Origin of the sequence: Shewanella inventionis (assembly GCF_019931735.1) — a bacterium.
Taxonomy (GTDB): domain Bacteria; phylum Pseudomonadota; class Gammaproteobacteria; order Enterobacterales; family Shewanellaceae; genus Shewanella; species Shewanella inventionis.
Map to the genome: position 1 here is coordinate 1,841,327 of NZ_CP082926.1, position 24,739 is coordinate 1,866,065.

At 41.8% G+C, this 24,739-nt stretch carries 23 protein-coding genes; 17 read left to right on the forward strand and 6 right to left on the reverse strand.

Annotated features, from left to right (window positions below; genetic code table 11):
• The 4 genes from ribH to K8B83_RS08340 all read left to right on the forward strand — a co-directional run bounded on the left by ribH (position 1) and on the right by K8B83_RS08340 (position 2,440).
• Complete coding sequence (gene ribH, locus K8B83_RS08325) at positions 1-477, forward strand: 6,7-dimethyl-8-ribityllumazine synthase (RefSeq protein ID WP_160053672.1); 477 nt, start codon at positions 1-3, stop codon at positions 475-477.
• Between the two features lie 13 nt (positions 478-490).
• The gene (gene nusB / locus K8B83_RS08330; RefSeq protein ID WP_188738707.1) at positions 491-895 is read left to right on the forward strand and encodes a transcription antitermination factor NusB; all 405 of its coding nucleotides are present in this window, start codon (positions 491-493) and stop codon (positions 893-895) included.
• Positions 896-982: 87 nt separating this feature from the next.
• Positions 983-1,939 (forward strand): thiamine-phosphate kinase, encoded by a 957-nt coding sequence (thiL, locus tag K8B83_RS08335; RefSeq protein ID WP_188738709.1) that lies wholly within the window; start codon positions 983-985, stop codon positions 1,937-1,939.
• A 9-nt stretch (positions 1,940-1,948) separates the two neighbouring features.
• On the forward strand, positions 1,949-2,440 hold the full coding sequence (locus K8B83_RS08340) for a phosphatidylglycerophosphatase A family protein (RefSeq protein WP_188738712.1): 492 nt from the start codon (positions 1,949-1,951) through the stop codon (positions 2,438-2,440).
• 100 nt (positions 2,441-2,540) lie between these two features.
• Here the strand turns inward: K8B83_RS08340 and K8B83_RS08345 are convergent, their stop codons facing one another.
• The 6 genes from K8B83_RS08345 to barA form a co-directional block, all read right to left on the reverse strand.
• Complete coding sequence (locus tag K8B83_RS08345) at positions 2,541-3,677, reverse strand: hypothetical protein (protein WP_188738714.1); 1,137 nt, start codon at positions 3,675-3,677, stop codon at positions 2,541-2,543.
• 66 nt (positions 3,678-3,743) lie between these two features.
• A complete protein-coding gene (gene recN, locus K8B83_RS08350) occupies positions 3,744-5,402 on the reverse strand; it encodes a DNA repair protein RecN (protein WP_188738717.1) in 1,659 nt (552 codons plus the stop codon).
• A 127-nt stretch (positions 5,403-5,529) separates the two neighbouring features.
• Positions 5,530-6,498: an AEC family transporter gene (locus tag K8B83_RS08355; RefSeq protein ID WP_188738720.1), complete on the reverse strand. Its 969-nt coding sequence runs from the start codon at positions 6,496-6,498 to the stop codon at positions 5,530-5,532.
• Between the two features lie 151 nt (positions 6,499-6,649).
• Positions 6,650-6,823, reverse strand: coding sequence for a DUF3319 domain-containing protein (locus K8B83_RS08360; RefSeq protein WP_188738721.1), 174 nt, complete (start codon positions 6,821-6,823; stop codon positions 6,650-6,652).
• 93 nt (positions 6,824-6,916) lie between these two features.
• On the reverse strand, positions 6,917-7,513 hold the full coding sequence (locus tag K8B83_RS08365; RefSeq protein ID WP_188738723.1) for a YjaG family protein: 597 nt from the start codon (positions 7,511-7,513) through the stop codon (positions 6,917-6,919).
• Complete coding sequence (barA, locus tag K8B83_RS08370) at positions 7,503-10,358, reverse strand: two-component sensor histidine kinase BarA (RefSeq protein WP_188738725.1); 2,856 nt, start codon at positions 10,356-10,358, stop codon at positions 7,503-7,505. The genes K8B83_RS08365 and barA overlap by 11 nt, the downstream gene beginning before the upstream one ends.
• A gap of 102 nt (positions 10,359-10,460) precedes the next feature.
• Between barA and rlmD the strand changes: the two genes are divergently transcribed.
• The 13 genes from rlmD (at position 10,461) to rpoS (ending at position 24,725) form a co-directional block, all read left to right on the forward strand.
• Complete coding sequence (gene rlmD / locus K8B83_RS08375; protein ID WP_188738727.1) at positions 10,461-11,828, forward strand: 23S rRNA (uracil(1939)-C(5))-methyltransferase RlmD; 1,368 nt, start codon at positions 10,461-10,463, stop codon at positions 11,826-11,828.
• Positions 11,829-12,010: 182 nt separating this feature from the next.
• Positions 12,011-14,218: a GTP diphosphokinase gene (gene relA / locus K8B83_RS08380; protein WP_188738729.1), complete on the forward strand. Its 2,208-nt coding sequence runs from the start codon at positions 12,011-12,013 to the stop codon at positions 14,216-14,218.
• Between the two features lie 95 nt (positions 14,219-14,313).
• Entirely contained in the window at positions 14,314-15,126 is an 813-nt protein-coding gene (gene mazG, locus K8B83_RS08385; protein WP_188738801.1) for a nucleoside triphosphate pyrophosphohydrolase, read from the forward strand.
• A gap of 114 nt (positions 15,127-15,240) precedes the next feature.
• Positions 15,241-16,878, forward strand: coding sequence for a CTP synthase (locus K8B83_RS08390; protein ID WP_188738731.1), 1,638 nt, complete (start codon positions 15,241-15,243; stop codon positions 16,876-16,878).
• A 276-nt stretch (positions 16,879-17,154) separates the two neighbouring features.
• On the forward strand, positions 17,155-18,456 hold the full coding sequence (eno, locus tag K8B83_RS08395) for a phosphopyruvate hydratase (protein WP_223419557.1): 1,302 nt from the start codon (positions 17,155-17,157) through the stop codon (positions 18,454-18,456).
• Positions 18,457-18,556: 100 nt separating this feature from the next.
• Positions 18,557-18,856, forward strand: coding sequence for a cell division protein FtsB (ftsB, locus tag K8B83_RS08400; protein WP_188738735.1), 300 nt, complete (start codon positions 18,557-18,559; stop codon positions 18,854-18,856).
• Positions 18,857-18,917: 61 nt separating this feature from the next.
• Positions 18,918-19,622: a 2-C-methyl-D-erythritol 4-phosphate cytidylyltransferase gene (ispD, locus tag K8B83_RS08405; protein ID WP_188738738.1), complete on the forward strand. Its 705-nt coding sequence runs from the start codon at positions 18,918-18,920 to the stop codon at positions 19,620-19,622.
• A 32-nt stretch (positions 19,623-19,654) separates the two neighbouring features.
• Positions 19,655-20,140 carry a 2-C-methyl-D-erythritol 2,4-cyclodiphosphate synthase gene (gene ispF / locus K8B83_RS08410; protein ID WP_188738740.1) on the forward strand — a complete coding sequence of 162 codons (486 nt, stop codon included), beginning with the start codon at positions 19,655-19,657 and terminating at the stop codon, positions 20,138-20,140.
• Between the two features lie 22 nt (positions 20,141-20,162).
• Entirely contained in the window at positions 20,163-21,257 is a 1,095-nt protein-coding gene (truD, locus tag K8B83_RS08415) for a tRNA pseudouridine(13) synthase TruD (RefSeq protein ID WP_188738742.1), read from the forward strand.
• Positions 21,258-21,260: 3 nt separating this feature from the next.
• The gene (gene surE, locus K8B83_RS08420; RefSeq protein WP_188738743.1) at positions 21,261-22,010 is read left to right on the forward strand and encodes a 5'/3'-nucleotidase SurE; all 750 of its coding nucleotides are present in this window, start codon (positions 21,261-21,263) and stop codon (positions 22,008-22,010) included.
• Positions 22,007-22,642 carry a protein-L-isoaspartate(D-aspartate) O-methyltransferase gene (locus K8B83_RS08425; RefSeq protein ID WP_188738745.1) on the forward strand — a complete coding sequence of 212 codons (636 nt, stop codon included), beginning with the start codon at positions 22,007-22,009 and terminating at the stop codon, positions 22,640-22,642. The genes surE and K8B83_RS08425 overlap by 4 nt, the downstream gene beginning before the upstream one ends.
• 101 nt (positions 22,643-22,743) lie before the next feature.
• The gene (locus K8B83_RS08430; protein ID WP_373284893.1) at positions 22,744-23,676 is read left to right on the forward strand and encodes a peptidoglycan DD-metalloendopeptidase family protein; all 933 of its coding nucleotides are present in this window, start codon (positions 22,744-22,746) and stop codon (positions 23,674-23,676) included.
• A gap of 77 nt (positions 23,677-23,753) precedes the next feature.
• Positions 23,754-24,725 (forward strand): RNA polymerase sigma factor RpoS, encoded by a 972-nt coding sequence (gene rpoS, locus K8B83_RS08435; RefSeq protein ID WP_188738749.1) that lies wholly within the window; start codon positions 23,754-23,756, stop codon positions 24,723-24,725.
• Positions 24,726-24,739 lie beyond the last annotated feature (14 nt).

Below are 24,739 nucleotides of genomic sequence, written 5' to 3' on the forward strand. Positions count from 1 at the left end.
ATGAACGTAGTTCAAGGTAATATCGAAGCGAAAAATGCCAAAGTGGCGATCGTAATATCGCGATTCAATAGTTTTTTAGTTGAAAGTCTGCTTGACGGTGCAATAGACACATTAAAGCGTTTCGGTCAGGTAAGTGACGACAACATCACTGTTGTGCGTGTTCCTGGCGCAGTTGAATTACCGCTAGCAGCAAAACGTGTTGCTGCAAGTGGCAAATTTGACGGCATCATCGCACTCGGTGCAGTGATCCGTGGCGGTACTCCTCATTTTGATTTTGTTGCCGGCGAATGTAACAAAGGTCTTGCGCAAGTTGCTCTAGAATATGACCTACCTGTTTCATTTGGTGTATTAACGACAGATACCATCGAACAAGCCATTGAGCGTTCAGGTACTAAAGCAGGTAATAAAGGCGGCGAAGCTGCACTTGGCTTGCTTGAAATGGTTAATGTACTGCAACAACTAGAACAACAGCTGTAATAGTAGGAAAAGTATGAAACCTTCAGAGCGCCGTAAGGCCCGCCGTTTAGCCGTTCAAGCCATTTATTCATGGCAGTTAAGTAAGAACAATGTTGCTGATGTAGAACATGAGTTTTTAACTGAACAGAGCACAGACGGCGTAGATGTTGCTTATTTTCGCGAGTTATTGTCGGGTGTAGCGTCAAAAACTGCACAGATTGATGATTTGTTGAAGCCACATTTAGATCGTGATTTCGAAGATGTTTCACCAGTTGAAAAAGCAATCGTTCGTTTGGCAACCTATGAGTTGACCTTTCGTAAAGATGTGCCGTTTAAAGTGGCAATTAACGAAGGTATCGAATTAGCGAAAGCGTTTGGCGCCGACGACAGTCACAAGTTTGTAAATGGCTTGCTAGATAAATTAGTGAAACATAAGTAATACCAGAACGGTATCTTCGGATACCGTTTTTCATTTCTATTAATTGTTTCTAAATTAAGGTGGTCGGTTTACCGAACCAAACTGAATGTGAAAGAATTTCAACTCATCGAACATTACTTTCGTAATAAAGGCCAAAAAAGACGCGATGTAGAGCTCAGCATTGGCGACGACTGTGCTTTGGTTAATCCAGCAGACAACAAATCGATTGCGATTTCATGTGATACTCTCGTAGAAAATGTCCATTTTTTATCAGACATGCCTGCCCATGCACTGGGTTATAAGTCTTTGGCTGTGAATCTTTCTGATCTTGCGGCCATGGGAGCCGAGCCTGCCTGGTTTACCCTTGCTTTAACAATGCCAAGTGTTGATGAGTCTTGGTTAGCTAGCTTTAGTACGGGTTTATTTGAGATCGCAGAGTACTATGGTATCGCTCTCATTGGTGGAGATACGACCCGGGGCCCGCGTAGCACAAGCATTACCATTAATGGCCAAGTGATTAAGGGCACTGCATTAACTCGTTCGGGGGCTAAAAATGGTGATTGGATTTATGTTACGGGTACATTGGGTGACTCCGCGTTAGGGTTAGATGTGCTACGTGGCGTAAAATCTGTATACACAGAAGATAAAGAATACCTGATAAATCGCCATTATTACCCCACACCAAGAGTGTTAGCGGGGCAGGCATTGAGAACCTTAGCTACCAGTGCAATCGATTTGTCTGATGGGTTAGTGTCCGATATTGCTCATGTGCTTAAAGCCTCCAAAGTGGGGGCGATTATCGATGTTAATCTGATCCCATTATCTAACTCGTTAAAAGCCAATTTGAGCCGCGAAGATGCACTAAGCTATGCGTTAACTGGCGGCGAAGATTATGAGCTGTTGTTCACTGTGCCAGAATCACAACGCGGTGCTATTGATACAGCGCTTATTCACGCTGGAGTTAAGTTTGTCAAAATAGGCCAGATATGTGCTGGTGATAAACTTAAGTTTGTCGATGATGGCAAGGCTTTTATTCCTGTTTCTCGCGTTTTTGAGCATTTTTAACAAAGGCCTATGAAACTATTTACTCAAGATAAATTTGTAAAAAAATTGTCTCTTGCTAACCCTATTCATTTTTTAGCTTTGGGTTTTGGTAGCGGGAAAGTGGCCAAAGCGCCTGGTACTTTTGGCACCCTAGCAGCCGTACCTATAGTGCTCTTAATGCAACAATTAAGTTTAACTCCCTACTTGATGATCACTGTGCTCAGCATGCTTGCCGGTTTTTATATTTGTGGTAAGGCCGCAAAAGATATGGGCGTTCATGATCATGGTGCAATTGTGTGGGATGAAGTGGTTGGATTGATGATCACCATGATCGCCGCGCCAGTAGGCTTTGTGTGGTTACTACTTGGTTTTATATTATTTCGATTTTTTGACATCATTAAACCCTGGCCAATTCGTTGGTTAGATGCAAAAGTCCATGGTGGTTTTGGGATTATGATTGACGATGTTTTAGCTGGTATATTTGCATTAATGGGTGTGCAGCTTGCGGTTTATTATTTATAACGTTGCTTTAAATACCATAACACCAAATATAAAAAAAGAGCGCAATGTGCTCTTTTTTTATATTTGATCCTTGTGTTTGCACACTTAATGATACTGAAATTTATTGAGTCATCATTAAATTGCTGCGTAGTTGTTCAATCTCATTATTCATTTTGACGATGCGCAACTTAAGATCTGTTTCATAATATGTGCAGCTTAATACTTTACCGATCGGGTTATAGCGTAATTGCCATAACTGCATCAAGCTATTGTCGTTATCGCAATATTCTGGCTTTTTAAGCATAAGTGATGCATCGGTTGATACAGGCGCATTAACCATGTTGACGAAATATTCAGCGCGTAAATTATCATCATCAATGGGTTTAATAAACATGTCAGCTAACCATTGTTCGTAAAATGGTGCAGTATCCTGTTTAGCTTGCATTACAATTTTCAGCATGGCGTTGTGACCAAAGAGCCATTCACCTGAAAATATTCGCTTAAAGTCGCTTTGAGTTAATATGAAAGGAGATTGCCAGGTGCTAACTTTTTTCGAAAATTCTTTGTTTTCAGGGCTAATAGAGTTAGCCAGGTTTAACTGTAACTTGAGCATGTTATAGGCAATAGTATGAGTCATTAACGAGCGAGAAGAGTGGTATACATTATTCCAAAAATGAGCGTCTCTATCTAAGAATGCTGTAACACCATCAATATCGATTATACTTGCATTAGCGTTAACTCCTTTTGCCTCTGCCAGTATGCTTAAATCTCTAAGTTGAAAAAGTTTACTCCAGTGGATTTGCTTCTGATGTGTCAGAGACTGCTCACTTTCTTGCCAATCAGGCATGCTTAATAAAGTATTGTATTGCTCTATTTCAGCCTTGTATTTACCTACAACATCCTGAATATAAGTATCGTTATCATTTATAAATTGATTACATGTGACGATATCAGTTTGATAACAAGCGGTTTTAAAACCACGGGTTAACTCAACTTCTTCTGTATTCAGGGCCAACAATGATTTTTGTTTAAGCGATGCATTATCTTCAGTAGTGCCAACGATAGTTTTGGCATATTCAAACCCGTTTACGCTCGATGCAACGGGTTGTTGTTTTAGCCAGCTGTCTACGAATAGTGTATTTGGCGATTTTGTTCTGTCAGATGCGTTGATTGCCACTAAGCAAACAACGGCAAATACCAATAAGCTGCTGATTAAGCCAACTAGCACGCCTATTATTTTGAGAAAAGTCATCAACATTATTTATCCGTGAAGTCCGTTTAACACAATAGTAACATGTTGCTGGCATTTGATAAATCATCAGCTTTATTGTAATAACTCTCGAGCGTTGGCTAAGGTGTTTTCAGTAATCACATCGCCACCTAATAAACGTGCTAGCTCATTGACCCGCTGATCTTTATCTAATGCTTGCATGGTGGTTTCAGTGCTACCGGCTTTATTAAATTTATTGACGAACATATGCTGGTGGCCATTACCTGCCACTTGCGGTAAGTGGGTTACACACAACACCTGAGTTGATTCTCCAAGGCTGCGGAGCATTCTGCCAACAACAGATGCTGTTGGACCTGAAATACCCACATCAACTTCGTCAAATATTAGTGTTGGAGTGGCCACTTTTTTAGCTGTTATTACTTGAATACCCAAGCCTATGCGTGATAATTCACCACCTGAAGCGACCTTTGAAATGGGTTGTAAAGGTTGCCCCGGGTTAGTTGTTACCATAAATTCGACACTATCACAGCCGTTAACGGAGATATTGTCAGGGTCATGATTCACTTGAATGCTAAATTTACCTTTAGGCATATTGAGTTCATGAATCGATTGAGTGACTAACTTATCTAATTCTTTAGCGTAGCGACTGCGACTTTGACTGAGTTTTTGTGCACTGGCTAAATAGGCTTTTTTGCTGGCCTCTAATTGCATTCTTATTTCATCAAGCTTACTTTCATCCCCTGCAAGCTCGTTTAATTCGGCCATCAATTCTTGATGATGTAACGCCAGCTTGTCTGGGCTCACATGATGCTTACGAGCGAGTTGCATTGCTGTTGATAAGCGTTTTTCAAGAAAGGCAAAGTGCTCAGGGTCGAGTTCTAAGCGACTTAAATAACTTTCGATTTCACTGGCGCTTTCTTGCACTTGAATAAGCGCTTCATTTAGCATGCTGCTAATTGGAGTAAGTGATTCATCATAACTTTGAAGAGTTTCTGCTATGGTGACGACTTTGTTTAATAGTGATTCGATGTTGCCTTCATCGCTTTCAGTGAGCAAGTGTAATCCAGCCTGGCATCGCTCTATTAAATCTGTGCCATTGGCTAAACGCTTGTGCTCTTGTTCTATTTCGTCAAATTCTTCTATGCCTAGGTTAAACTCGTTAAGTTCTTCGACCTGATATTGCAGCAACTGTTGACGAGAGATACGTTCATGTTGCGCTTGCTCAAGTTGTTTAAGCTCATTTTCAACCTGCTTGCATCGCATGTAACTGGCGCTGACATTGTCTAACAATAATTTATGATTGGCATAGCTGTCGAGCAGGCTTAATTGATGCTCACTTTTCAGCATGGCGTGATGTGCATGTTGGCCATGAATCCCAATTAATAATTGCCCAATGGCTTTTAACTGTGTAACAGGTACGGGATTGCCATTGATATAAGCACGTGACCGGCCATCATTATTGATTGTGCGGCGCAAAATGCATTCGTCGTCAGCATCTAGGTCATTGTCTTCAAGCCAACGTTTAGCCAATGGAACATCATGTAAAGTGAAGCGAGCACTGACTTCGGTTTTACTTGCACCTGGCCTTACTGTATTGGCGTCACTGCGATTACCTAAACATAACCCCAGAGCATCGATTGCAATCGATTTACCTGCACCGGTTTCGCCGGTGATGCTTGTCATACCGGCTTTAAAGTCGAGTTCTAAAAAACGTACGATAGCAAAATTGTTAATGCTGAGTTGGCAAAGCATAATGAGTTCCTGTCAATAACACCACAAACCACTGTATTGATAAACAGTATATACTGATTTTTTATACAGTAAAGTGGTTGGCAGAAAATTATCGTTGCTGGTTTTTTACTCTTGATGTGTACATTACTTAAGCATAAGTTTTCAATAAAGATTCTATTATCGGTAAGGTGATAAACGTCATTAAGGTGCCATATAAAATTGCCTGTGCACTCACATTTGCGTGTACCTGGTAGCGGTCTGCTAGTAAGTAAACGCTTGCCGCGGTAGGCAGTGATGCCAATATTACTCCCATGATTAGCCATTGAGTTTCAACACCCAATGCGGTAAGTAAACCAAAGGCGATGAGTGGCTGAATAATAAGCTTGAGTAGATTAATGACATTAAGCTCGGTTATTAAACCTGCGGTAAATAGATTACTGCCTGTTTGTTGTCGTAATGCTTTGACCAAAACCATTCCAATAGCAAAAAGCGCGCAAGGGCTTGAGGTGTTGCCAACTTGATGCAACATAAGCGAAAAGCTATCTGGTAGGTTAATTTGACTGGCTGATAATGTGATACCTATGGCGCTGCCGAGCACTATTGGATTTTTTCCTAACGCATTTACCATTATCAATATTGCTGGCTGATTAGATTGTTTGCTTCTACTGGCCAGCTCAATTGACACTAAGGCAAAGGCGAACATAATCACAGATAATAAACTGGCAATGGCTGCGGCAACTAAGGCCATTTTGTTGCCTGGAAAAAGCAAGCTCATTAGCGGAATACCAATAAATGCCGTATTGCCAAAGGTGGAATTTAGTGCGCGCATTGCCGCGATTGCTTGCTGCTTGGGAGCTTGCCATAAAGACAGGCAAATCACTAAGGCGTAGGTAATTATCATGGCTAAGCTAAACCCGGCAATAAACCCCCATTGGGCAATATCTTCTATCCGGGTTTCTGCCAAAACGATGAGTAAAATGGCAGGAAAAGCCACGTAATAGACAAATTGATTGAGGACCACATCTGTATCTGCTGGCAGTACTCTCAATTTTTGAACGATGCTGCCAAGCAGCATAATGGCGCAAACAGCGATTAGCGGGGTAAGAATACTCGACATCCCTCGCAATTCCTTAGCAAAATGATAATGTTATCACTTTACTGCTTTTAATAGTGCCGATGCAATTAGACTTAGGCTGAAGTTAACACTTTATAAACGGATAAGTGGCTTGGCAGTATAGTTTGGTCGGGGGATAAAATAGTTTATTGCATTATTTAGTGATCTTGGGCGGCGGTAAAACGCCCAATTCAGTAAAAAAGTGCACTTGGCGTCTTAATTCGAATAGTGAACCAACTCTAACTTGGTTACCTATTACTAGTGTCCAATTATCGGTTTTACCGTTTGAGTTAGTAAAAGTGAACCCTTGATAGAAAATTTTTTTCATCGTTTAACACTAAATAAAGCCTGAATGACTCAGGCTATTCTGATTAAGCTCAACTCGGGTTAAGAGGCTGTTGACTGAAATAAAATGCCTTGGTTATTCGCTAATCCCGATGTTTGAAACGCCTGCGTCAATAATATCCTTTCGTAAACCTTTAACCAGCTCAGCGGTAATATCAGGATTGGCTTCAATAATATCAAGTAGCATGGCTTGAAGCTCTTTTTCCTCTTCCATAACCGGGTGTGAAAACACAAAATCATCGAGTTCTTCATCCATTAATGAATCATCACTGATGGCTTCAATGTAGTTGGCGACGGTACTTGATGACAACTTACTGATATTGGTAATGTCTTCTTCAACTTTGCTGTCTATTGCACTCATTAATGTGGCAACAGCAACGGCTGCATCCATTGCAGGGTAAGCGCCATAGGCCTCGAAATCACTTGGGTCGGGCGTATTTTCGTCAAGACGTTGCAAATGTACATCGATGTTAAACTTGAGTTTTTTATCGTACTGGCTTTGCCATAATAACTCTAATGCTGTACTGAGAACCTGAGGCTCACCGAACTCACATACTTCTGAAAACAATTTGTAATTAGGTAACATGCGTTGGCATAGCGCGATTGCAAAAAGCTGTTTTTGCGGTAAAGACAATGCCTTAAGACGTTTAAAAAAGCCGGGTTTACTGGTCATTAGGAATATCCACTGATAGCTGGTTTATCACTTGATTTGCTGCTGATTCTACCTTAGTTAACTCGTCAAGTAACTCAAGTATTTCAGGTTCGAGATCATCGATGTCAATTTTATGTTTTAACCCTGACTCAATAGCTTGGCAGAGTTTTTGTGTGGTAGGAACACCGCAATAACATGTAGCACCATGAAGCTTGTGTACAGTTTGTAGCAGGCTGCTGGCATCGCGTTGTGTCAGAGCATGGTTAATATTTTCAACGGTTTCAGGAATGGAGTTGACAAGCATTTTAAGCATGTCTAGTGCTAAATCAGGCTTTTGATTGGCTTGAGTTAGGCATAAATCCCAATTGATTATTTGATTATCAAAATGGGTAAATTTAGGTTTAGTTACCCAGCGATTGATGACGCCTTTTAATGACATTTCGTCAATCGGTTTTGGCAAGAAGCCATCCATACCACAAGCGAGTATTTTTTCACGCTCTTCAGCAATAGCATGTGCAGTGACCGCAATAATGGGGGTATTGCGGTTAAGCGACATTGAACGAATTTGCTGTGTGGCGGTTATGCCGTCGATACCAGGCATTTGAATATCCATAAATATTAAGTCAAATGCTCGCTCTTGAGCTTGTTTTATCGCGTCATTTCCATTGTTCACTGTAACAACATTAACCACTAACTCTTTTAGTAATGTGTCGATAAGTTTTAGGTTAGCGTTATTATCGTCAACTGCAAGTACTGACGCTTTTATGCGTTGAGAGTCAGGTATAATCGGCGCTTCAGGTAAGCTTGCTAGGGAGACTGGCGTTGGCGGATAAATTAAATGGCGCGCTAACGTTAAGTCGCTTATGGGGGTATTAAGCAGCACATCGGCATTGGCTTTTAGTACATTAATTATCACATCTTGATCGAGGCAATCGTGTAACAACACCAGACAGTCAGTATGTTGTCGTGCTTGCTGTAATAGATGAATGAGCTCATCGTTATCAACAAATCCATGGCAACTCATAATAATATAATCGTACTTGCTGTTTTTACTGTTAAGTACTGAGGTTAAGTTTTCGGGGTTGGTCGCATTGGTGATGATTAATTGCCAAGAAACTAAACGACGGTTTAATGTATCGCGAGACAATTCTCGTGGTTCGTATAACAGCACTGATTTGTGCTGCAAAACATTAACCGGTAGTACTTCACCAATTTCAAATTGACTGAGCCCAAGTGGGAGTATAAACCAGAAATTTGACCCCTTATTAGGCGCAGATGTAAAGCCAATTTGGCCGCCCATTTGGTTAATTAGGCGTTTGGTGATCACCAGGCCTAACCCTGTACCTCCAAAGCGACGTGATATTGAAGAATCTGCCTGACCAAATGCCTGAAATAAATATTCTTGCTGACTCTCATCAATGCCGATACCGGTATCAATCACTTCACATCTTAGGGTGATGTTGTCATCTTCTTGACTCACCAAATGAATTTTTAATACCACACTGCCTATGTCGGTAAATTTAATCGCGTTCCCCATTAAATTGGTAATGATTTGGCTAACTCGCATCGCGTCGCCACTGACACTTTCGGGGACATTGCTATCAATATCGATAACGAGCTCAATGCCTTTTTCTTGGGCGCTACCGGCAATAATGGTTAAGGTTTCAGCCAAGGTTTCACGTAGCGCGAACGGCATTTTCTCAAGCACCATTTTACCCGCTTCGAGTTTAGAAAAATCAAGAATATCGTTAATGATCCCCAGTAAATTACTTGCGCTGCGCTCAATGGTTTTAATGTAGTCAAGTTGGCTTGTGTGTAGCGGGGTTTTTAACAATTGCCTTGCAAAACCGATGACACCATTAAGTGGCGTACGTAACTCATGGGACATATTGGCTAAAAACTCAGATTTAATTCGGCTAGCTTCTAATGCGCGTTTTTTAGCGAGGTCTAATTCAACGTTTTGAATTTCAATTTGCTCTAAGGTTTCTCTTAAGTCTGACGTGGCTTGATCAATATTTTGTTGCATTTCGTCATGATATTCAGACAAGGAGCCGGCCATGGCATTAATACCTCGCTTGAGTAAATCAAGTTCGCCAATTAAGTTTCCTTCAAGGCGAGTATCGAGTTTACCCTCACGAATTTTGGCCACCACTCGAACCATTTCGGTAATAGGGTGGTTAACATGTTTGACTAATCTGAAAGTGAAAAATAAATTAAATTGCACCCCAATCAACACGATAATAAATGCTGCAATGGCCGCTCGATGTTGTTCTAATAAGGCGTTTTCTTTGTTAAGTAAGACAGAAATATAACCAAGGATTTGCTCCTGCTGGTCATTGTAAAGCGGCTCGATTGTATGTTGGCTTTGCGGCGTATCTTGGTTTTTGTCGTTAACATTATTTAAACGACTCAACAGTAACGATTCCAACCCTGTGTGAGAGATAATGGGCACCCTGATAACCATGGTGTCGCCAATCGTTTCGTTTTCTGTTGCTGTTAGAGTGGTTAACGGTTTTTTATAGCGCATCGTTTCAAAGTCTTTGTGATAGTGCGATGTCACAAATAACTGATTTTCAGCGTCAAAAACTGCTATTGAGTGAATTAACGCTGCATTGTTGATTTGAGAGGCGGCAAGAAGACGTTTTGTCGAATCGCGATCTTGATTGATGATGCCAAACTCACTGGCAATGGCCAAAGGCTCAACAATATTGCTGCCTTTTATGATTAAGGTGTCTTCTAACTCATAAAAGCGGTTTATCGTGAAATAACTTCCAAGTAGAATACCCACGACAATCGTGGGCGCTAACGCTAGTACCAGAACCCAAGAACGCAGGCTGTAGTTGGTCATATTGTTGGCACTTTTCATGGCTGTTAGGTGTGTTCCTGATGCTAAATCGCTATTATTGCGTCTAGACTGCCAGAAACAGCGCACTCTTGACTAGTTTTTTATTCGACATCTGAGGCCGAAATGGCACAATTTTTCAAAGAAAAACCAAACAAATCTAAACAATTATCGGCCAAGCTAACGCTAGATATCACTCAGTTAGATCATCTAGGTGCAGGTATTGCTCAGCATCAAGGTAAGGTTGTATTTGTCCCTGGCGCGTTACCTGGCGAGCGCGCAACCGTGCAGTTGGTTGAGCAAAAGAAAAGTTATGCCAAAGCAAAATTAATCAAGATTGATACGCCATCTACTCGTCGCATTAACCCACATTGTCCGCATTATGTGCAATGTGGCGGTTGTGATTTACAACACATGGACTATCAGGCTCAACACGACCATAAGCAAACGGCATTAGTTGATTTGATTACTAAATTATCCAGTGCTGAAACTGTTACAGATAACCTTGTTGCCACACCCATTGTTGATAATGCCTGGCATTATCGCCGTAGAGCGAGACTCGCAACCGTATTTGACAAAAACACTCAGCGCTTACAGTTGGGTTTTCGTGCTGCAAACAGCAATAAAATTGTTGAAATTAACCAATGTCCGGTGCTTGCTGAGCCTTTGTCTGAACTTATTACACCGTTGGCGGTCAATTTAAACCAGTTAAAAGCCAAAGCCAGTTTAGGCCATGTGGAATTAACCCAAGCTGACAATGGCCGTTTTGCTGTGCTAAGGATAACGAAAACCTTACCTAATTCAGATTTACGTTGGTTGAGTGGTTTTGCTGAAAAGTACCAATTAACGATGCTGTTGCAAGATGACTCGGGCCAATTAACTCAGCTTTATCCAGCATTACCCTCCAACGAAAGTGACGCGACGTTACCGTTTTACCTACTTGCTGATAACAGCGTACGATGCTCGTTTACACCCGGTAACTTTGTTCAGGTTAATGGTGTGATAAACCATGCCATGGTTGAACAAGCTGTAGCTTGGCTTGATCCTCAATCTGGTGAGCGGATCCTTGATTTGTTTTGCGGAGTGGGCAATTTTAGTTTACCGCTAGCGAAAAAAGCGGCACAAGTCATTGCGGTTGAAGGTGTAGTTGAAATGGTTGAGCAAGCAAAACAAAACGCACTCGATAACCAATTAACTAACGTAAGCTTTTACCATGCTGATTTGAGTGCTGATTTGTCTGAGCAAACTTGGCTAGGTAAAATTGACAAGCTGTTGCTTGATCCAGCCAGAGCTGGTGCTTATGAAAGCCTGCAATGGCTGCAAAAAATGCAACCCAAAAAGGTGGTTTATGTATCTTGTAATCCGGCCAGTTTAGCCCGTGACAGTAGTGTATTATTAGCGAACGGTTATCGCATTGCTAAAGTCGGTTTAGTTGATATGTTTCCACAAACCCATCATATCGAGGCAATGGTCTTGTTTGAGCTGGGTAAATAGGTGTTGTTTTTTCAATATTATCAACTGGTATGCTATAAATTTGTTCAACTAAACATGTTTGAATTGACAAACGTATTTAGGGCTTCAAGATAACGTACTCAGTTGTCGTTTTTCCTTCATTTCGCCATGAATCAGCGAAGTGACGGTGGGTAAAAGTCGGTCATGCGGCTAAGGAAGGGTTCATGGTATCTGTTCGCGAAGCACATTTTAATACGCAAGCATTCCAATTAGATGAGTGGGTCGCCCGTTATATTGACGATAAAGACGATGCTCAAACACTATTAGCGTTGATCCAGCAAGTTGAGGCCTTACCGGTCAAAAATAAGCTGGCTCACACCGAATTGCTTGCGCGTGCTCGTGAAATGATCGAGATTTTAGCGCCCCTTAACATGGACATCGAAACGCTACAGGCAGCAGTGCTGTTTTTAATGCATGAGGCGGGTGTTTTAAACGACGAACAATTAGCTGAAAAATATGGCAATAATTTAGCAAAACTGGTCGCCAGTGTGGTGACCATGAATGCCATAGGCGCGCTAAAAGTGAGTGAGAACTCGCGTGATGCCGAACCGCAAATCGACAACATTCGCAAAATGTTATTGGCCATGGTCGAAGACGTACGTGCAGTGGTGATTAAGCTTGCCGAGCGTGTATGTTTACTACGCGCGGTAAAAAATGCCGACGAAGAAACACGTGTATTATTGGCCCGTGAAATTGCCGATATATACGCGCCATTAGCTAACCGTTTAGGTATTGGGCAGCTAAAATGGGAACTTGAAGACATCTCGTTTCGCTATTTGCACCCAACCGTTTATAAAGATATTGCCAAACAACTTGATGGTAAACGTGTTGATCGCGAAGTATTTATTGAAAAGTTTGTTTCTCAGCTACAGCAACGTCTAGACAACGACCAGATCCGTGCCAAAGTCTATGGCCGCCCTAAGCATATTTACAGCATTTGGCGTAAAATGAAGGGTAAAGATCTTAAGTTTGATGAACTGTTTGACGTACGTGCAGTGCGGATCGTGACTGAGCGATTACAAGATTGTTATGGCGCGTTAGGCGTAGTGCATGATCTATGGCACCACATTCCACGTGAGTTTGATGATTACGTCGCCAACCCTAAACCTAATGGATACCAATCAATACATACCGTAGTGGTTGGCCCAGAGGGTAAAACCGTTGAAATTCAAATCCGAACCGAAGCCATGCATCAAGACTCTGAGCTTGGTGTGGCTGCGCATTGGAAGTACAAAGAAGGTGCGGGTAACGCCAAACAAACCGGTTATGAAGAAAAAATTAACTGGCTACGTAAAATTTTACAGTGGCAAGAAGATGTGGCCGAAAGCGGCAACCTTGTAGATGAAGTTCGCAGCCAGGTATTTGAAGACCGAGTTTATGTGTTTACCCCTAATGGTGAAGTCGTTGACTTACCTTTAGGCTCGACCGTGCTCGACTTTGCTTATTATATTCACTCTCAGGTGGGGCATAAGTGTATTGGTGCCAAAGTTGATGGCCGTATTGTGCCATTTACCTACCAGGTTGAAACGGGTGAACGTATTGAAATCATTACATCAAAAACGCCTAACCCTAAACGTGACTGGTTAAATCCTAACTTAGGCTATATCAAGTCGTCTCGTTCACGCTCTAAAATACAGCATTGGTTTAAACAGCAAGATCGCGACAAAAATATTGCTGCGGGTAAAGAGATGCTCGAGTCTGAGTTGTCGCGTGTGGGATTAAAAATTAAAGATGCTGTAGTTGCAGTAGAGCGTTTTAACCTCAATAGCATGGATGATATGTTAGCCGCTATTGGTGGTGGTGACTTACGCTTAAATCAAGTGGTGAACTTTACCGAAACGAAAGTGCGTAAAGTTGAAGATACTGACGAAGATTTAGTCGAAGACATCCTTAAAAAAGCGTCCCACAAACCTAAAAAAACCGGTAAAGGCCAGGTTGAGGTTAACGGTGTAGGCAACTTAATGAGCCATATTGCGCGTTGTTGCCAGCCTGTACCTGGCGATGAGATTTTTGGTTATATCACTATGGGCCGTGGTATTTCAGTACATCGAAGTGACTGTGAACAAGTTAAAGAGCTAATGCGCGCGCATCCTGAACGCAGCGTTGATGTTATTTGGGGTGAGAACTATTCAGGTGGATACCGTATAAGAGTAAGAGTATTAGCTCATGATCGCAGCGGCTTATTGCGCGATTTAACCACGGTATTAGCCGCAGAAAAGTCTAATGTCATGGCAATGAGTTCATCCTCTGATGTGAAAACTCAAACCGCGACAGTTGAGCTTGAACTTGAACTATATAATCTTGACGGTTTGTCACGCATTATTGCCAAATTATCGCAAGTTGATGGGGTTGTTGAGTCTCGTAGACTGTAATGTAAACAAGACCATTCAATGTGAAAGGCACCTTAATCCAGGTGCCTTTTTAATTTTAGTGCAGGGTAAAATATGAGGATATCAATGTGGCACCGATGCAATCATTGTTAGAGATTATGAAGCAATTACGCGATCCAAAAACTGGCTGCCCTTGGGATCTTGCTCAAGACTTTGCCACCATAGTGCCCTTTACCTTAGAAGAAGCCTATGAGGTGGTCGATACCATAGAGCGTAAAGCGTGGCAGGAATTACCCGATGAATTAGGTGATTTGTTATTTCAAGTGGTGTTTTATTGCCAGCTTGGCCAGGAACAAGGCATGTTTGACTTTGCAACCGTGGTTGAACGCATCAGCGATAAATTAACCCGTCGCCATCCTCATGTGTTTGGCATAGCAGATGAACAAGTGAGCGGCTCGATTACCAATACCCAAGAATTAAGCCAAGCTTGGGATAAACTCAAAGCCAATGAGCGCCAACAAAAGCAACTTCACTCCGCATTAGATGATATTCCACATGCATTACCCGCGTTGTCTCGTGCACGTAAAATTCAACACAGGGTGGCAAAAGTCGGCTTTGACTGGGCCGAACTTGAGCCTGTGGTGGCAAAAATCCATGAAGAAATCGATGAAGTGCTTGTTGAGGTGAACAAGAGTCAGGATGACCCCACCTATTCTCAGGCACATATTCAGGACGAAATGGGCGATTTATTATTTGCGGTGGTCAATTTAGCCAGGCATTTAAAGGTCGACCCTGAACAAGCCTTACGCCAAGCCAACAACAAATTTGAGCGAAGATTTAGAGGCGTAGAACAGTATGTTGCCGACAGCACAAAAGCCATTGAGCAGCATACGTTAGCTGAATTAGATAGCTACTGGGACAAAGTCAAACAAGACGAAAAGGCAAATTAAACCAAAATTAGCGTGTTTAAGTTTGTCGAATCGCAGTGGCTTTGATATACTATCGCCCCGTCCTAGTGCTTTCTTACAAGCACGTATTTTCCAACACATTTTCTCAGGTTCAGCATGACTACAAGGTATATCTTCGTTACTGGTGGCGTTGTTTCATCACTAGGTAAAGGCATTGCAGCGGCGTCGCTAGCAGCAATTTTAGAGGCTCGTGGCCTCAATGTAACCATTATGAAACTGGACCCATACATTAACGTCGATCCAGGTACCATGAGCCCTACTCAGCACGGTGAAGTATTCGTGACTGAAGATGGCGCTGAAACCGACCTCGATTTAGGTCACTACGAGCGTTTTATTCGCACTAAAATGAACCGCCGCAATAACTTCACAACAGGCCGTATTTATGAAGAAGTACTTCGTAAAGAGCGTCGTGGTGATTATTTAGGCGCAACCATTCAGGTTATTCCGCATATTACTAATGCGATTAAAGAAAAAGTGCTTGAAGGTGGCGAAGGCCACGATGTGGCAATCGTAGAAATTGGCGGCACAGTGGGTGATATTGAATCATTGCCATTCCTTGAGTCTATTCGTCAATTAGGTGTTGAGCTAGGACGCGAACGTACCTTATTTATGCACTTAACTTTAGTGCCATTCTTAGGTGCCGCAGGCGAAGTTAAAACTAAGCCAACACAGCATTCTGTGAAAGAGTTACGTTCTATTGGTATTGCGCCAGACGTATTGGTTTGTCGTGGCGATCGTGCTATTCCTGCCAACGAAAAAGCTAAAATCTCGTTATTCTGTAACGTTGAAGAGCGCGCTGTTATTTCTTTAAAAGACGTAGACAGTATTTATAAAATCCCAGCTTTATTACGTTCGCAAGGCTTAGATGACTTAGTGATTAAGCGTTTCCATTTGGATTGTAACGAAGCTGATTTGTCTGAGTGGGAAAACGTAATTTATCAAGAAGCCAACCCTAATGGTGAAGTGACCATTGGTATGGTGGGTAAATACATCGAACTACCCGATGCCTATAAGTCAGTTAACGAAGCATTAAAGCATGCGGGTTTAAAAAATCGCGTGACTGTGAATATCAAATATATTGATTCACAAACCGTTGAAGCTAAAGGCGAAGAAGTGTTACAAGGCTTAGATGGTATTTTAGTACCAGGTGGTTTTGGTGAGCGTGGTGTTGAAGGTAAAATTTTTGCAGCGAAATTTGCCCGCGAAAATAACCTGCCTTACTTCGGGATTTGTTTAGGTATGCAAGTTGCGCTAATCGAATTTGCTCGCCATGTAGCGGGTCTAGAGGGCGCACATTCTACTGAATTTAACTCGCAAACACCTTATCCTGTTGTAGGCTTGATTACCGAATGGATTAACGAAGATGGCGATGTTGAAAAACGTCATGAGTCTTCTGATTTAGGCGGTACTATGCGTTTAGGTGCTCAATTATGCCACTTAAAAGAAGGCTCTAAAGCGGCAACTGCATATAACTCTACAACCTGTGTTGAGCGCCACCGTCATCGTTACGAAGTGAACAACAACTACATAGAGCGTCTTGAAAAAGCCGGTTTGGTGTTTAGTGGTTTGTCTTCAGATCGTAAATTAATTGAAATGATCGAATTACCAAATCACCCTTGGTTTGTTGCCGGTCAATTCCACCCAGAATTCACTTCAACGCCACGTGATGGACACCCATTATTTGAAGGGTTTATAGCTGCATCAGCAGCGTACCAAAAACGTGACTTAAGTTAATTGACGCTAGCCGCTAATGTTACTGCATTAGCGGCTTTTTTGTTTAAGATGTATGCGTTAGATCAAATAATCGTCTTACGGATACCTTGTCAAAGTTAAAACTAAGTTGAAGCTAAGACCAATTCGATTTATCCTAAGCCTAGATAGAATAAAATTACTAAACTGAAAGTTACATACCAATAAATCGGCAATATCGATACTTAATGAGTGGTTTATTGTTATTGGCTTTTAACTTTTATCAAATTTTTTAATTTACTGACACAGTACGAGGATATTATGGCTAACATTATTAAAGTGATTGGTCGCGAGATTATGGATTCGCGTGGTAACCCAACCGTTGAAGCAGAAGTGCATTTAGAAGGCGGTTATGTAGGCATGGCTGCTGCACCGTCTGGTGCATCTACTGGTAGTCGTGAAGCGCTAGAACTTCGTGACGGCGACAAAGCACGCTATTTAGGTAAAGGCGTATTAAACGCTGTTGCTGCGGTTAATGGTCCAATTGCTGAAGCCCTAAAAGGTAAAGATGCTTTGGCTCAAGCTGAAATTGACCAAATCATGATTGACTTAGATGGCACCGAAAACAAAGCTAAATTTGGCGCTAATGCAATTTTAGCCGTATCACTTGCCACTGCCAAAGCTGCAGCTGCTGCAAAGCACGTTCCATTATATGCTCACATTGCTGACTTAAATGGCACACCAGGTGTGTACTCTATGCCATTGCCTATGATGAACATCATCAATGGCGGTGAACATGCAGACAACAGTGTTGATATTCAAGAGTTTATGATCCAACCTGTTGGCGCTAAAAACTTCCGTGAAGCTTTACGCATGGGCGCAGAAGTATTCCACAGCCTTGCTAAAGTATTAAAATCACAAGGCCATTCAACTTCTGTTGGTGATGAAGGTGGTTTCGCACCAAACCTAGAGTCAAATGCTGCTGCACTTGCTGCGATTAAAGTGGCTGTATCAAATGCCGGCTATGAACTAGGTAAAGATATTACTCTTGCTCTTGATTGTGCCGCTTCTGAGTTTTACAACAAAGAAGAAGGTATTTACGATCTTAAAGGTGAAGGTAAGCAATTTACTTCAGAAGAGTTTAACTACTTCTTAGAAGATCTTGTAAATCAATATCCAATCGTGTCTATCGAAGACGGTCTAGATGAATCTGATTGGGATGGTTTTGCTCATCAAACTAAATTGTTAGGTGACAAAATTCAGTTAGTGGGTGACGATTTATTTGTAACCAACACTAAAATCCTAAAACGCGGTATCGATAACGGTATTGCAAACTCTATTCTGATTAAATTCAACCAAATCGGTTCATTAACTGAAACTTTGGCAGCAATCAAAATGGCTAAAGATGCAGGCTTCACTGCTGTGATTTCTCATCGTAGCGGTGAAACTGAAGATTCAACCATTGCTGACTTAGCTGTTGGTACTGCTGCTGGTCAAATCAAAACGGGTTCTTTAAGCCGTAGTGACCGTGTTGCAAAATACAACCAATTGCTTCGTATTGAAGAAGCATTAGGTGCAAAAGCGCCATTTAATGGTCTAAAAGAAGTGAAAGGCCAAGCATAAATTTTTGCTATAGCTTAAAAAAGGCCACCACTAGGTGGCCTTTTTTGTTGTACTATATCCAACATACATTTTAAGGGTTAACACAACGTAACTTAATATTATGAAACAATTAATATTACTAATGATTGGATTACTGGCTGTATTGCAATATCGACTATGGCTTGGGGATAACAATTTATCTGAATATTTCGTGCTGCAGACCCAAATTGAAGCGCAGCAGCAGAGTAACGAAAAACTCGTGGCTCGCAATCAGATCCTTAAAGAAGAAATCATTGATTTAAAAAGTGGCACCGAAGCCATTGAAGAGCGTGCCCGAAACGAACTTGGCATGGTCAAAGAAGGCGAAACATTTTATCGTGTTATCGGTACCGATTCTCGCGAACAACCGTTCAATCCATAGTTTAACGTGTGGCAACTTATGTGCGTTAAACTAGCTATAATTATTTTCAGACTGGTTTACTATGCAAAACAACCCTAAATCCATTATTGCCATTGTTCCCGCTGCAGGTATTGGCAGTCGTATGGGGGCTGATAAACCAAAGCAATATTTAATGCTTGGTCAACAGAGTATTTTGGCACATACACTCGATGTACTGTTATCTCATACAGATATCTCGCAAGTTATCGTCGCTTTACACCCACAAGATCAGCATTTCAAACAATTACCCCAAGCAACACACCCCAAACTGAGTCTTGTTATAGGTGGTGGCGAACGAGCTGACTCTGTACTTGCAGCACTTGATTATGCGTTAGCTATTAATCCTCAGGCATGGGTGTTAGTGCATGATGCAGCAAGACCTTGTTTGCGTCATGAAGATATCAACAAATTGATTGGTTCAGTGGAACAACACCCCCAAGGTGCAATTTTAGCCGCACCTGTGCGTGACACCATGAAGCGTAGCGACGCCAGTGGTCAAATCACAAGTACCGTGGACCGCGCTTTATTATGGCATGCATTAACACCGCAATTTTTCCCTATAACAAGCTTGCATCGCAATTTATCTCAGGCGTTAGCCGCGAAAGTGAGTATTACTGACGAGGCGAGTGCAATGGAATGGGCAGGGGTTCGTCCTGGTTTAGTTAATGGCCGTGTTGATAATATAAAAGTGACTCACCCTGATGATTTGCAACTTGCCGCTTTATTTATCTCGCAAGCACAACAATGACATTGTAAAAAAACCTTATTACAAGGATTATCATGAATATACGTATTGGTCATGGCTTTGATGTACATAAGTTTGGTGGTGATAAGCCGCTTATTTTAGGCGGCGTAGTTGTCCCATATGAAACTGGATTAATCGCCCATTCTGACGGTGATGTGGTGTTACATGCCGTAAGTGATGCTATTCTCGGAGCAATGGCGCTAGGCGACATCGGTAAGCATTTTCCTGACACTGACGCTAACTTTGCGGGTGCTAATAGCCGTGAATTGTTAAAGCATTGCTATTTACTCGCACGTAAAAAGCAGTATGTTATTGGCAACTTGGATGTCACAGTTATTGCTCAAGCGCCAAAGATGGCGCCGCATATTGAAGCAATCCGATTATGTTTAAGTGACGATTTACAAACGGATATCGATAACATCAATGTGAAAGCCACTACTACTGAAAAATTGGGTTTTACAGGGCGTAAAGAAGGTATTGCTGTTGAAGCTGTGGTACTGATGGTAAGCCAATCGCGTTAATAATATAGAGAATCTGTATCAGATGAACGAATTACATTACCTTTTGGGTAAACCGTTAAGCCAAGCCGATTTACGTACTCACAATAGCGATTTTATTGTCAAAGAAATTTTGCCTTTTACCCCAACAGGAGAAGGCGAACACCACATGCTGCATATTCAAAAAAATGGCTTGAACACAGTATATGTCGCTGAAATAATTGCCAAGTTTGCAAAAGTGCATCCAAAAGAAGTCACCTTCGCAGGGCAAAAAGATAAAAATGCCATTACTGAGCAGTGGTTTGGTGTACGTATACCCGGTAAAGAAACTCCTGAGTGGGCGCAATTAAATAACGATAAGCTCACGGTGTTATCGAGCAGTCGTCACAGCAAGAAATTACGAATAGGTGCATTGCTCGGAAACCGTTTTGTATTGACCTTGCGCAATATTACCGATATTGCAGACCTTAAGTCTCGGTTAACGCATATTGCTGCCACCGGAGTACCTAACTATTTTGGCGAACAACGCTTTGGACATGATGGCAAAAACCTAGTGATGGGGCGTCAAATGCTAAACGGCGGCCGCAATGTTAAAGATCGCAATAAACGCAGTATGTATTTATCAGCTGTTCGTTCAAACATATTTAACCTGGTCGCATCTCATCGTTTAGCCACACATCAAACACAACCATTAGTCGGTGACTGTGTAATGCTTGCTGGCAGTAAAAGTTATTTTACTGTTGATGCTTGGGACGATGTACTTAACCAGCGCCTTGCTGAAAAAGACATACAATTGTCTGCACCATTATGGGGGCGAGGAACTCCTTTGGCTAAAGAGACCGCTCTTGAAGTCGAAATGGCAGCGTTAACCGATTATGCAAATGATTTGTCTGGGCTTGAAAATGCCGGTTTAAGCCAAGAAAGACGACCTTTGTTACTTGAACCACAAGGAATGAAATGGCAATTTGATGCCGATGTGTTGACCCTTGAGTTTATGTTACCTGCAGGTAGCTATGCGACATCTGTTTTGCGTGAACTTGCTGATTACCAAGATGTTCAAGAACAACAAAGACAAATAATGGTGGCAGAACAGCAAGCCCAGCGTTTATTAGAAGAATCACAACAAAATAACGAGTCGTAAGTCATGATCAATATTTTAGTCAGTAATGATGATGGTGTAAGTGCCCCAGGCATTATTGCATTAACTCAAGCCTTGAGTGAGTTTGCTCAAGTGGTGACCGTCGCACCCGATCGAAATTGTTCAGGCGCGAGTAATTCATTAACCTTGACTAACCCATTAAGAATTAATAACTTAGGAAATGGTTATATTTCCGTTAATGGTACACCAACTGATTGTGTCCATTTAGCGATCAGGCAGTTATGCCCAGCAGAGCCCGATATTGTGGTCTCCGGTATTAATGCAGGTGCCAACATGGGAGATGATACTCTCTATTCCGGTACGGTTGCTGCCGCAATGGAAGGGCGTTTTTTAGGGTTACCTGCAATCGCGATTTCATTAGTCGGAAAGTCGTTAACTCATTATGATAGTGCTGCTATTTATGCGGCTAAAATTGTAAAGGGGTTATTAGCACACCCGATAAATAGCGATCAAATATTAAATGTCAATGTCCCCGATTTGCCTTTAGAGCAAATTAAAGGAATTAAAGTCACACGCTTAGGGGCAAGACATAAAGCCGAAGGCATGATAAAAACCCAAGATCCAGCTGGAAAAGATATTTATTGGCTTGGGCCAGTTGGTCGTGAACAAGATGCCGGTGAAGGTACCGATTTTGGTGCCGTTGCGGCAGGTTATGTATCAATTACACCGTTAACAGTAGATTTAACCGCATATAATCAACTACACGGATTAGCTGAGTGGGTAACAAAAATATGACTAGGGTAGCTTCAACATCAGCAATAAACTTGGCAAAAAAGTTGTCTGATGCAGGGATCCGCCACCCAGCGGTATTGCACGCAGTTGCGAATACACCGCGTGAGTTATTTCTTGACGACGCCCTAGCTCACAAAGCATATGAAAACACCGCACTTCCAATTGGGCAGGGGCAAACGATTTCCCAGCCATATATTGTTGCGCGTATGACCGAGCTTTTACTACAACATAATCCGCAAAAAGTACTCGAAATTGGTACCGGTTCTGGTTACCAAGCTGCTGTGTTGGCATCAATTATTCCGCAGTTGTTTACTATTGAACGCATTAAAGCATTGCAAATCCAGGCTAGACAACGACTTAAACGACTCGATTTGCACAATGTTTCATTTAAGTACGGTGATGGTTGGCAAGGTTGGTCTAACCGAGGCCCATTTGACGGTATTATGGTTACAGCTGCCGCGGCGTCGGTCCCGCAAGCTTTACTTGAGCAACTTGCTGATAAAGGGGTGCTGATCATTCCGGTTGGAGAAGACACCCAACAACTGCTAAAAATTACTCGAATAGGGACTCAATTCCATTCAGAGATAATAGAGGCTGTTAAATTTGTACCATTAATCAATGGTGAATTAGCCTAAAATACATGACTTCTGCTTCATGTAAGTCTGCGCAATATAGATTATCGTGTAGAATAACGTTTGTTTGTATTTTCCCTGTGTATTTTCCTTAAGGACATTGTTTGATGAATAGCGGTTGGCCAAATGGTTTGGTCTTAGCAATCATGCTCACAGGATGTAGCTTTCAAGCTGAACGTCCTGCGCCGGTTGAAAGTTTATCATCAAAAAATCACGGTCCTCGCTACCACAAAGGTTCGCTTAACACTCATCAATATAGAGTAAAAAAGGGTGACACTCTTTACTCAATAGCTTGGGGAGCTGGGCGACATTTTATTGAACTTGCTCGAGACAATAACTTACAGGCACCATATACGATTTATCCTGGGCAAATTATTCATTTATCCAGCCCAAATCGTTCTGTAGCAACACAGGTTAATTCAGCCCAATCCAACAAGTCTAATGTACAAACTCAGGCTGTCACTCAACCTTATTCATCAGTTTCTAATCGTTCTGATTTAAAAATAATTAAGCCAGCTGTTAGCGAAAAGCCCCAGCCACTGGTCGTATCAGACAGAACGAAAAAAGATCTTGATCACAAAGTCGAGCCTGCGTATTCTGTAACAACTACCCAACAAAAAATTAACCAAAATGCAAGCGGACCAGTTGTTAACTTGCCACAGCAAGTTCAGCAATGGCACTGGCCAGTCAGAGGCCGAATCATTGGATATTTTTCGGTATCTGAGCAAGGTAATCAAGGAATTAAGATTGCTGGCAATCGCGGTGATGTCATAAAAGCCGCTGCAGATGGGAGAGTCGTATATGCGGGCAATGCGCTTCGGGGATATGGCAACTTAGTAATTATCAAACATAATGATGATTTTTTAAGTGCTTATGCTCATGCAGATACGATAACGGTTAAAGAAAAGCAATATGTTAGTGCAGGGCAAACAGTTGCAAAAATGGGCAGTACAGGGACAAACCAAGTGATGCTTCACTTTGAAGTGCGTTATCACGGTAAGTCAGTCAACCCATTACGATATCTACCTAAACAGTAATTGTTTAGCAATATAAATAACGGAGGATAAGCAGTGCAGTAGATTACATATCACATATTAGGTTTGGGAGAGCAATTATGAGCCGCAAAAACAGTACTGCTTCAGCAGAACAAATTGTCGATCTAGCTAAACAACCACAAGAGGTTGCAACCAAAAATGGCGATTTGGTACAGCAACTCGAAATTGAAGAAAAAGTCCAAGATGACTTACAAAAAAATCTCGATGCCACTCAATTATATTTAGGTGAAATTGGTTTTTCTCCGCTGCTTACTGCAGAAGAAGAAGTCTATTTTTCACGTAAAGCCCTCAAAGGCTGCGAAAAATCTCGCAACCGAATGATAGAAAGTAATTTACGTCTAGTCGTTAAAATTTCCAGAAGATACAACAATCGCGGATTAGCTTTGCTCGATCTTATTGAAGAGGGCAATTTAGGCCTGATAAGAGCGGTTGAAAAGTTTGACCCTGAACGCGGTTTCCGTTTCTCAACTTATGCTACATGGTGGATTAGGCAAACTATTGAACGTGCCATTATGAATCAGACTCGCACGATCCGACTTCCTATTCATGTGGTAAAAGAACTTAATGTTTACTTGCGCACAGCAAGGCAACTCGCGCAAAAACTTGATCATGAACCCACAGCTGAAGAAATTGCTGAAAAACTCGATGTGTCAACGGGCGACGTGAGTCGTATGCTGAAACTGAATGAGCGAATTACCTCTGTTGATTCACCCATTGGAGGCGACAATGAAAAAGCATTGTTGGATGTAATTGCCGACGACGATTCAGTTGGACCTGATCATAGAGTGCAAAACGAAGATTTATCTAACTCAATTGTAGGTTGGTTAAATGAACTCAACACCAAACAACGTGAAGTATTGGCAAGACGTTTTGGTTTATTAGGATATGTGCCATCAACACTAGAAAACGTCGGTGCTGAAATTGGGTTAACCCGTGAGCGTGTTCGTCAAATACAGGTTGAAGCATTAAAACGTTTAAAAGATTTATTGGGTTCTCAAGGGTTGTCAGTTGAAGCGCTTTTTAGAGACTAATACCCACTTAAATT